The 9256-nt window shown below is 37.0% G+C and carries 9 protein-coding genes; 6 read left to right on the forward strand and 3 right to left on the reverse strand.

The genetic code is table 11. The features are described from left to right. Nucleotides 1-238: 238 nt before the first annotated feature. Entirely contained in the window at nt 239-1120 is an 882-nt protein-coding gene (locus EJK17_RS10545; protein WP_103662602.1) for a competence protein CoiA, read from the forward strand. On the opposite strand, the gene EJK17_RS10550 is transcribed toward EJK17_RS10545, so the two are convergent. Together EJK17_RS10550 and EJK17_RS10555 are read right to left on the reverse strand one after the other, a co-directional pair. Continuing rightward, entirely contained in the window at nt 1112-1741 is a 630-nt protein-coding gene (locus EJK17_RS10550) for a DsbA family protein (RefSeq protein ID WP_103662603.1), read from the reverse strand. The genes EJK17_RS10545 and EJK17_RS10550 overlap by 9 nt on opposite strands. A gap of 73 nt (nt 1742-1814) precedes the next feature. Further along, entirely contained in the window at nt 1815-2435 is a 621-nt protein-coding gene (locus EJK17_RS10555) for a CYTH domain-containing protein (protein ID WP_103662604.1), read from the reverse strand. A 74-nt stretch (nt 2436-2509) separates the two neighbouring features. Here EJK17_RS10555 and yjbM point away from each other — a divergent pair, with 74 nt between their 5' ends. The 5 genes from yjbM (at nt 2510) to EJK17_RS10580 (ending at nt 9123) form a co-directional block, all read left to right on the forward strand. Further along, nucleotides 2510-3142, forward strand: a complete 633-nt coding sequence (gene yjbM / locus EJK17_RS10560) for a GTP diphosphokinase (RefSeq protein ID WP_103662605.1) — start codon at nt 2510-2512, stop codon at nt 3140-3142. Then, a complete protein-coding gene (locus EJK17_RS10565; RefSeq protein WP_127796419.1) occupies nt 3139-3945 on the forward strand; it encodes an NAD kinase in 807 nt (268 codons plus the stop codon). The genes yjbM and EJK17_RS10565 overlap by 4 nt, the downstream gene beginning before the upstream one ends. Continuing rightward, nucleotides 3932-4816 carry an RluA family pseudouridine synthase gene (locus EJK17_RS10570; protein WP_168180797.1) on the forward strand — a complete coding sequence of 295 codons (885 nt, stop codon included), beginning with the start codon at nt 3932-3934 and terminating at the stop codon, nt 4814-4816. Before EJK17_RS10565 ends, EJK17_RS10570 begins: the two co-directional genes overlap by 14 nt. A gap of 129 nt (nt 4817-4945) precedes the next feature. Then, nucleotides 4946-6721, forward strand: a complete 1776-nt coding sequence (locus EJK17_RS10575; RefSeq protein WP_103662608.1) for an oleate hydratase — start codon at nt 4946-4948, stop codon at nt 6719-6721. 113 nt (nt 6722-6834) lie between these two features. Beyond that, nucleotides 6835-9123 carry a glycoside hydrolase family 31 protein gene (locus EJK17_RS10580; protein WP_103662609.1) on the forward strand — a complete coding sequence of 763 codons (2289 nt, stop codon included), beginning with the start codon at nt 6835-6837 and terminating at the stop codon, nt 9121-9123. Here EJK17_RS10580 and EJK17_RS11920 read toward each other — a convergent pair. After that, on the reverse strand, nt 9058-9256 hold a 199-nt coding region (locus EJK17_RS11920), incomplete at its 5' end, for a hypothetical protein (protein WP_146042845.1). The two genes, EJK17_RS10580 and EJK17_RS11920, sit on opposite strands and share 66 nt — an antisense overlap.

The following is a 9256-nucleotide window of genomic DNA, read 5'->3' on the forward strand; positions in this document are numbered from 1 at the left end:
TACCATGGACAAAAGAAGTTCAGAAAGTATGTAAAACAAAAGAGAAGCATACTAAAGCGGCCTAGCAGATACACTCTGTATCAAAGCTAGACCGCTTTTTCAATATACTTCAGTTTTTGACGCTTACAATAATTCGATAAATGTCTTAAAAAGCGTCGCTAAGTTTGTCAATGTCTTAACTTAATGACATTGGCAAAAAACTCGTCCTTTTTTCGTATTTAATAATGGGTGAAAAAACATGTATGCAGCCATTTTAAATAAAAAATTAGTTCTTGCAATTGAAGAAGCTGAATTAGTTTTAACTAAAGCTAAACAGTTAAATTATGAAAAATATTTCTGTCCCACTTGCCATAAACGGATGGTGTTAGTGATTTCGCAGAATAAAACGGCTTTTTTTAAGCATTTGGCACATTATGATAATAATGCTTTAGGTGAAAAAGAAGAGCATCATACTTCTAAATTGATGTTAAAGGCAGCTTTTACTGCTTTAGGTTTTCCAGCTCAAACGGAAATTCCCTTAGCAGCAGGGCAATTACGAGCTGATGTTTTAGTTTCTGAAAAGTTAGCCATTGAAGTGCAATGTGCACCGTTGAGTCGACAAGAATTTCAACATCGTCATCGTTTATATCAACAAATTAATGTACTTGATCTTTGGATTGTAGGGCGACGGCATTATTTAGGTAAAAAGCTAAAACAGACTCAATTGATTTTCTTTCGCGAAAATTCTTTGTGGCAACAATATTATGTCGAAGTTGAACCAGCTAGGCATCTCTTACGGTTAAAATATAACATTAAGCAAGAACCATTAACTCGGCGTTTAAGGTATCAAACAGCGTTTTTTAGTTTGGATGAGATTGGGATGAAGCGATTTTGGCAGTTTAAACCTAAAATAAAAAAATACGATCTCAACCCGCAAATGCAGCAGCGTTATTTAGAAAAACAAATTAAGCAAAAAAGTAAGTTTGGCTTAATGATTGCAGAGCAGTTGTATCAACGACATTTAACGATCGATGATTTGCCAGTAGCAGTTTTTTCAACTTGGAGAGAGCCGGGAGAAGCTGATGCTGTTTCTACTTATTTGAAAAATAGGCAAGAAAAAACCAATCACGGCTTAGATTAAGCGCAAATGATTGGTTGAGAATAATTGAAATGTCTTTGAAGCAGCAGGCGAAGGATTAGATGCAGAAAAGATATTCATTAAAGTATCTTGATCTAAAGTTCCTTCGAGTAAAATCCCGCTGTCATTTTCCTTATCTTCATCAAAGATAACCGTAGTTGGTGTCTTTTTAACATGCCACTGCTGGGCTAATTTTTGATCTTGAGCAATTGAATCTTTAATATGATTTGATTTAAGTAAAGATTCAATTTCGGCATAGTTTACCCGCTCTTCTTTCATCACTTTTTGCAGTAAGTCACGACAGTAACAAGAGCTATCATAGTTTAACTTCTGCTGTAAGTTAAAGATAAAATTACGTGCTTTTTTGTTGCCATAAACTAATTTAATAGCATGGTATATCTCCAAGGTTTCATTAGTTGCAAGTGTGTAAGAAGATACACCCATTGGCTTTTGGTGATCGCGCCGGCGACGAATAATATCATCTTGAACAACCCCAACATTAGCGATTGGAACAAAATGATAACAAGCATCAATCCTTAAATCTTTGATTGTTTGTGTGATTTGTTTCTCAGTGTCGTAGCAATAGATGCCAAGCGGATTGATAAAAAGGAAAATCTCAAACATCTTTTAAACTCCCTTAACGAATTCTTCCATAGTTACTTTAGCAAGAAAAAAATCAATAAACAAAAAATATGCCTTATTTTCGGTGAGCAGTTGCTCGACCAATTTTATTTTGATTAGTATTTTTGGAATTTTGAGTAAAAGAGTATGCTTCTTCTAACTCTAATTGAACTTTTTTAATTAAAGTCGGATCTGTATTTTCAATTTCTAATTCATAATCTTGATAGCCATCTGGATAACTAGTAGCATCAAGCGTTAACTCACAATTTTGTGGTCCACTAGCCAGTATACGTCGAGTTTTGCTCCAAGTAAATAATTTAAGCTGACTAATTTCCTCAGGGAAATGTTCTTGCAAGTATTGACCTACATTGCCTGCAAAAGTGAATTGGTGACCGTTTTCAGCTTGACTGAGTAGTTCCTTAGCGTGTGTTAAAGATAAGTCATCATTAATTTCAATTACCTCATGGAATTTCTTTTGTACAGGACACGGATCAGGGACTTTCATAGTTTGCTCGGCATGATCTTCAAATAACCTAATTCGTAAGCCAATTTGGTGCTGCTTTAAGAAAAAATTAGGGCTATCAAAATAATAGTTTTCTTGTTTAAAATCTGCCTTTAGTGGAAAGGCGTGACAGAGTTTTTGATAAACTTCTTTAGTTAACAATGTTTTTGCTTCAATTTCACGATTTTTTGACAAATAAAATCACTCCAATCTTTCAATTTCAATTATATGTTAAAATAATGGTGTTTGTATCAGAAAGGAAAAATTTCATGGACGTAGATTGGGATAACTTTTTATGGCCCTATAACGAGGCCGTGCGCGAATTGAAAGTTAAGTTTCGTTCCTTACGACAAAGTTTTTTAACCAAAGGGGAGCACTCGCCCATTGAATTTGTAATTGGTAGAGTTAAAACAGTTGATTCTATCAAAGAAAAAATGACACGGCGAGTAATTAGTCCGGAAGTAATTGAAACTGATATGCAAGATATTGCCGGAATTAGAATCGTGACGCAATTTGTGGATGATATTTACAAAGTTGTGGATTTAATCCATGAGCGTGATGATATGGAAGTGGTTGAAGAACGCGATTATATCAAAAATGCCAAGCCTTCGGGCTACCGTTCCTATCACATGGTAATTTCTTATACAGTTTATTTGCCAGAGGGACCTAAAAAATTAATTGCGGAAATTCAGATCCGGACCTTAGCCATGAATTTCTGGGCTACGGTGGAGCAAACTTTGAATTATAAATATCAAGGTGCCTATCCTGATGATATTTCAGAACGCTTACGTTCTACTGCCGAAGCTGCTTATCAATTAGATGAAGAAATGTCTGCCATTAAAGATGAAGTGCAAGAAGCACAGAAAATTTTTACTAAAAATAAAGGCAAGGAAAAGTCATGAAAGTTGCAATTGCACACAACAACAATGAGGAAACCTTAAAAGTTGTTGCCCATTTAAAGGAGTTGCTCAATAATAAACAGATTGTTTATGATGCAAAATATCCTGATATTGTGATTACAGTAGGTGGAGACGGTACTTTAATTAATGCCTTTCACCGTTATGTCAATCAAGTTGATTCAATTCGCTTTATTGGAGTTCATACTGGTCACTTGGGTTTTTATACTGACTGGCGCAGTTATGATGTGGAAAAAATGGTTGATGCGTTGACTTTTAAAAAGCCAGAAGCTGCAAAGTATCCTTTACTAGAAGTTACGATGGAAACCGAAAGTGGTGAACAAAAACACTTTTTAGCACTGAATGAATCAGCGGTTAAACGAGTTTCACATACTTTGGAAGCGGATGTTTATATTGATGACCAATTATTCGAAAACTTCCGTGGAGATGGTTTGTGTGTGTCAACACCAACTGGCTCAACTGCTTATAGTAAGTCATTAGGCGGGGCAGTAATTCATCCGCAATTGAAGGCCTTGCAAATGACCGAAATTGCTTCTATTAATAATCGAGTTTTTAGAACTTTGTCAGCTCCAATTGTAATTGCACCAGATCAGTGGATTACCATTATTCCAAATACTGATCATTTTGTGATGACAATTGATGGTGAACGGAAAAATATCCGCAATGCTAAAAAGATAATTTCTCGTATTTCTAAACATGCAATTCAATTTGATCGCTTTGGCCACCATCATTTTTGGTCAAGAGTTCAGAATGCATTTATCAGTGATAAGAAAGATGACACTATTTAAATTAATCGTTAAAGAAAGGGATCCCAAGAAATTAGGATCTTTTTTATTAAAAAATGGTTTTTCACGCCAAGCTTTGACTAAATCTAAGCATCATCATGGAATGATCTTTGTTAATCATAAAAGACGGTATACTAGTTTTCATTTGCAGACTGGGGATGAAGTCCTATTTTTAACTGGTGAAGAAAAGAAAAATCCTTGGTTGAAGCCATCGGATGGCCCGTTAACAATTGTGAAAGAAACGCGGAATTATTTAGTTGTGAATAAGCCAGCTGGAGTTTTATCAATTCCTTCACGCTATGAAGATGATGATGCCTTGGTGAATCGGGTAATGGGTTATTTTAAACGACAAGGTCAACCAGATCTTAAGGCTCACGTGATCACCAGATTGGATCGTGACACTTCTGGTTTAGTTTTGATTGGTAAGAATGCAGTGGCTCATGCTCGTTTTAGTAAAATGAGCAAGGATGATTTTATTAAAAAATATCACGCTATTGTTCACGGTCAATTTACTAATTTAACGGGGATAGTTGATAAAGCAATCGGTAAAAAGGGGGCTGGGGTCAAACGCGCTGTCCTTGAGAGTGGAAAAAGTGCACAGACGGCTTATCGGGTGCTTAAGCAGAGGCAAAAGGCAAGTCTAGTCCAACTAAGATTATTAACAGGTCGAACCCACCAGATCCGCGTTCATATGGCTTACCTCGGGCATCCCTTATATGGAGACCCTTTGTATGGTGTGCACGACCAGTTTACCCGCCAGGCTTTAAATTGCTTTTATTTAGCCTTTATTGATCCTTTCACCAATGAAAAAGTGGAACTGCAAATCGATGAGCCCAGTGATATGAAAGAGTTATGGAACAGCTTAGATGACTAAGCTGTTTTTCTTATACAAAGTATACGAAAAAATTATAAATAGGTGATTTTCCTTGCTAATTGTAACCGCTTTTAATACAATAAAGAGTAAAAGCTAAAGACTATACTTAGATAGAAAAGAGGACAAGCAATGTATTACTCTAATGGTAATTATGAAGCCTTTGCTGATACTAAAAAGGCAGCAGGAGTTGATCATAAATCGGCTTACATTATTGGTAGTGGCTTAGCTGGCTTAGCAGCTGCTGTCTTTTTAATCCGGGATGCCAAAATGCCAGGTAAACAGATTCATCTGTTAGAAGAACTGCCAGTTGCGGGTGGTTCATTAGATGGAACTGACCGTCCAAATGCAGGTTTTGTTGTTCGCGGCGGCCGTGAAATGGAAAATCACTTTGAATGTCTCTGGGATATGTATCGGTCAATTCCAAGCCTAGAGGTACCTGGTGCTTCTTATCTGGATGAATATTATTGGCTAGATAAAAAAGATCCTAACTCTTCAAATTGCCGTTTAATTCATGATCGTGGTAGTCGTTTACCAACTGATGGGACTTATGGTTTGGGTAAATGTACAAAGGAAATTGTTAAACTGATTTTGACTCCAGAAGATCAATTACAAGGCAAGACAATTGAAGATTACTTTAGCGATGATTTCTTTAAGACCAATTTCTGGGCTTATTGGTCCACGATGTTTGCCTTTGAAAAGTGGCATTCTTTAGCTGAAATGCGGCGTTACTGTATGCGTTTCATTCATCATATTGATGGTTTGCCAGACTTTACCGCCTTGAAGTTTAATAAGTATAACCAATATGAGTCAATGGTTAAACCAGTGTTGGCTTACTTAAAAGATCACGATGTTTCAATTGAATATAATGTCCATGTAGATAATGTGATTGTTGATCATGAGGGTCAAGAAAAGGTTGCTAAAAAGATTGTCATGACCAAAGATGGTGAACAAGCAGATATCGACCTAACCAAGGATGATTTGGTCTTTGTGACTAACGGTTCAATTACTGAATCTTCAACTTATGGTGATCAAAATACACCAGCTCCAATCAACCATAAGAAGGGTTCTTCTTGGAAACTATGGGAGAATCTGGCTAGTCAAGATGATGCCTTTGGTCATCCAGATGTCTTTTGTGAAAACTTGCCAGAACGTAGTTGGTTTGTTTCGGCCACAACGACCATGAAGACTAAGAAACTTGCGCCATACTTTGAACGTTTAACTAAGCGGAGCTTATATGATGGCAGAGTAAATACTGGTGGAATTATCACAGTTACTGATTCTAATTGGGGGGTTAGTTTTACTATTCACCGTCAACCACACTTTAAGAGTCAAAAACCAAACGAAATCGTCATCTGGATCTACGCTTTATACTCTGATGTTGAAGGTAATTACATCAAGAAGAAGGTTGTTGATTGTACTGGTAAGGAAATCTGCGAAGAAATGCTTTATCATTTAGGTGTTCCAGAAGATGAAATTGCAACAGATGCTAGTGAAGAAAACATGAACACAGTACCAGTTTATATGCCATATATCACTAGTTACTTTATGCCACGCCATGATGGTGATCGTCCTGCAGTAGTACCTAAGGGTTCAGTTAACTTGGCCTTTATTGGTAACTTTGCTGAAAGTCCAACTAGAGATACGGTCTTTACAACTGAATATTCAGTCAGAACAGCAATGGAAGCTGTTTATACCTTGCTTAATGTTGACCGCGGGGTTCCGGAAGTATATGATTCTATCTTTGATATTCGGCAATTACTGCGGGCAATGTATTACATGTCTGATAAGAAGAAGTTGGTTGACCAAGAAATGCCATTACCTGAAAAATTAGCGGTTAAATCAGGGATGAAGAAGATTAAGAAAACTTGGATCGCTCAACTTCTTAAAGAAGCTAATCTGATGTAATTGAAGAAAAAAACAATCTAATTTTTTGGATTGTTTTTTCTTTTTGCTCTAGTAATTTGAAAATGCTTGATCTACCATAAGATTATATTAATAGCGCTTTCAAGGAGAGAAAAATGGATTTTAAACAAGATAAGCAAACTTTTACCTTTAGTGATCAAGACAAACAGTTTAAACTAATGGTTATTACACCTGAGATCATTCGTGTATTTGAAGATCATGGTGAAACGGGACCGTCATATGCGATTGAAGGCGACAAACAAATTAAAACAGAGATAAATGTCACCAGTAATGAACAACAAGTGGAATTAAAAACAGCTGCACTCAATATCGTAGTTGATCACGATTTACATTTAAATGTATATGACCGTCACAATCATGCTTTGGTACTTGATTATGTCGGTAAAAGAATACCTTTGGATCGTGGAATTAATCCCGAACAGGAAAAATTAGCTGCTTCGGAAGGTCATGAAGTAAATGAAGCCACTGCTGGCCAACAAATTATGACAATTAAGACTTTAGCAGACGATGAACAATTCTATGGCTTAGGCGATAAAACGGGCTTCTTAGACAAACGTGGTTACGAATATGATAATTGGAATACTGATAATCCTGATCCCCAAGTCGAGAGTTTTAAGGCACTTTATAAATCAATCCCATTTTTGATTGGAGTCAAGGAAGGACATCCATATGGTCTTTTCTTCGATAATTCCTATCGCAGTCACGTTGATTTAGGCAAGGAAAGTTCTAATTACTATTACTATTCAGTTGCAGCTGGTAATCTAAACTACTACATCATTGGTGGTAAGACTTTAAAAGAAGTGGTCACAAATTATACTTATTTAACTGGTAGGGTACCATTACCACAAAAATGGATGTTAGGCTATCAGCAATCTCGTTGGGGCTATAGCGTCAGTCAAAAAGAAGTGACGCGCATTGCCGATAATTTACGTGCTAATGACTTACCTTGCGATGTTTTGCACTTTGATATTGATTATATGGACGGCTACCGCGTTTTTACTTGGCGTAAGGATACTTATGCGGATCCACAGAAATTCATCACAGAGCTGAAAGAAAAAGGCTTTAGAGTGATGCCAATTATTGATCCGGGTGTCAAAGTTGATGAAAATTATTGGGTTTATCAAGAAGGCGTCAAAAAGGGCTATTTTGTTAAGAATCCCGATGGCAGTATCTATGTCAACCGGGTTTGGCCAGGAGATGCAGTTTTTCCTGATTTTGCCAGAAAAGAAGTTCGTGACTGGTGGGGCAAAAATATTAAATATTTAGTTGATCTTGGCACTTGTGGTGTTTGGGATGACATGAATGAACCAGCTTCATTTAATGGACCTTTGCCTCAGAACATAGTCTTCTCAGATGGAGAAAAGCCAGCAACTCATGCTAAAATGCACAATGTTTATGGTCATGAAATGGCTAAAGCGACCTATGAAGGCTTGAAAAAGAACACAGGTAAACGGCCATATGTAATTACGCGAGCAGCCTATGCTGGTACGCAAAAGTATTCTACTGTTTGGACTGGTGATAATCAGAGTTTATGGACTCATTTGCAAATGATGATTCCGCAACTTTGCGATTTAGGTTTAAGTGGTTTTGCTTTCGCTGGGACTGATATTGGTGGCTTTGGCGCTGATTGTACTCCAGAGCTATTAACACGCTGGATTGAAGCAGCGATTTTTAGTCCATTATTGCGTAATCACGCTGCAGTAGGGACCAGAGCACAGGAGCCATGGGTTTTTGGTGAGCCAACTTTGTCAATTTATCGCAAATACTTAAAGTTGCGTTACCACTTGATTTCATACCTTTATGATCGTTTTTATCATGAGAGTAAAACGGGATTGCCGATTATGCGACCGTTGGTTTTGAACTATCCTGATGATTGTAAAGTACAAAAAATGAACGATCAGTATATGGTTGGACGAGAATTTTTGGTAGCGCCAGTTTTAATGGCAGGTCAAACAGCTCGTCAGGTATATTTACCAGCTGGTGAATGGTTAGACTTTTGGACTGGTGCTGAATATGTTGGTAAAACAACGATTGTGGTGCAAGCACCATTAGCCAAATTGCCATTGTTTATTAAGAAAAACACGATTTTACCTTGGGATAAAAGTCGGAATCACGTTGATGTGACTGCACATGATTTAATGACTTTTAGATTATATGGTGATCATGGTTCTTATGTTCATTATCAAGATGATGGAACCAGCTTTGCTTATGAGCAGGGACAATACAATTTGTATGAAGTTAAGATGAGTGAGCAACAATTCTCCATCAAGGTTAGCTATTTAGGCTATGACAAGCCATACAAACGCATTCGCCTGATTTCAGATCAAACTGAGCAAACTTATCGTTTTGATAAAGATAGTCAAAGTTATGAAGTAGAAGCATAAAGCAAAAGTGTCTGGGAAAAAACTAACTCTCAGATACCAAAAGACGATCAATCCAACTCTTGATTTTGAGTTGGTTGACCGTCTTTTTCTGTCCTTTTTATTTTTGCATAAAGAAGACTGGTCCTTGGACCAT

Origin of the sequence: Lactobacillus xujianguonis (assembly GCF_004009905.1) — a bacterium.
In the GTDB taxonomy this organism is placed as follows: Bacteria; Bacillota; Bacilli; order Lactobacillales; family Lactobacillaceae; genus Lactobacillus; species Lactobacillus xujianguonis.

What these genes read in the sequence shown, in the direction of transcription:
- EJK17_RS10565 (WP_127796419.1), top strand. Translation starts at nt 3,139, where the DNA reads ATGAAAGTTGCAATTGCACACAACAACAATGAGGAAACCTTAAAAGTT.
- EJK17_RS10570 (WP_168180797.1), top strand. Translation starts at nt 3,932, where the DNA reads ATGACACTATTTAAATTAATCGTTAAAGAAAGGGATCCCAAGAAATTA.
- EJK17_RS10550 (WP_103662603.1), bottom strand. Translation starts at nt 1,741, where the DNA reads ATGTTTGAGATTTTCCTTTTTATCAATCCGCTTGGCATCTATTGCTAC.
- EJK17_RS10575 (WP_103662608.1), top strand. Translation starts at nt 4,946, where the DNA reads ATGTATTACTCTAATGGTAATTATGAAGCCTTTGCTGATACTAAAAAG.
- EJK17_RS10545 (WP_103662602.1), top strand. Translation starts at nt 239, where the DNA reads ATGTATGCAGCCATTTTAAATAAAAAATTAGTTCTTGCAATTGAAGAA.
- yjbM (WP_103662605.1), top strand. Translation starts at nt 2,510, where the DNA reads ATGGACGTAGATTGGGATAACTTTTTATGGCCCTATAACGAGGCCGTG.
- EJK17_RS10580 (WP_103662609.1), top strand. Translation starts at nt 6,835, where the DNA reads ATGGATTTTAAACAAGATAAGCAAACTTTTACCTTTAGTGATCAAGAC.